This is a genomic window from Treponema sp. R6D11 (assembly GCF_054786075.1).
In genome coordinates this window covers 1-580 of the sequence record NZ_BDHD01000724.1, presented here as the reverse complement: position 1 = coordinate 580, position 580 = coordinate 1, and the positions used below count along the sequence as shown (strand labels likewise).

The 580-nt window shown below is 41.6% G+C and carries 2 protein-coding genes; both read left to right on the top strand.

Annotated features, from left to right (window positions below; translation table 11 throughout):
- On the top strand, nucleotides 1-256 hold a 256-nt coding region (locus ACYVTD_RS15720; RefSeq protein ID WP_461248633.1), incomplete at its 5' end, for a shikimate kinase.
- A gap of 19 nt (nucleotides 257-275) precedes the next feature.
- The coding region (locus ACYVTD_RS15715) for an AAA family ATPase (protein ID WP_461248632.1) at nucleotides 276-580 on the top strand (305 nt) is incomplete at its 3' end.

The following is a 580-nucleotide window of genomic DNA, read 5'->3' as shown; positions in this document are numbered from 1 at the left end:
ATTAAAAGACAGTTCATTCATAATATATCTTGATAGAAAACTAGAAGACATAAAAAAATCGTTAGCAGATAGCAATAATCGTCCACTAGCAGATATAATCGATGTCGCCTATGAACAACGCAAACCTCTATACGAAAAATATGCCAACGCAACAATCAAAGCCGATACATCGGCAGACCAAGTCGCAAAAAGCATTCTAACTCTTATAGCCATCAAAGGAATAGACCCACGAACTATAAAAACGCCAACACGCTGATCAAACTAAGGAGAAAAACATGGACGAGCAAGAGCGAATAGTAACAAGCGAATTCAAATCAATAGACACCGATTTAGAAAATTCCCTACGCCCAAAAACCTTTGAGAGCTATGTCGGCCAAGATAAGATCAAAGACAATCTACGCGTATTCATAGACGCCGCTAAAAAGCGCAACGAACCGCTAGACCATGTCCTTTTGTATGGTCCTCCAGGATTGGGCAAAACTACCCTGTCCAACATAATCGCCAATGAAATGGGCGTTTCTATACGTATAACATCCGGTCCTGCAATCGAAAAAGCTGGCGACCTAGCCGCCCTCCTAAC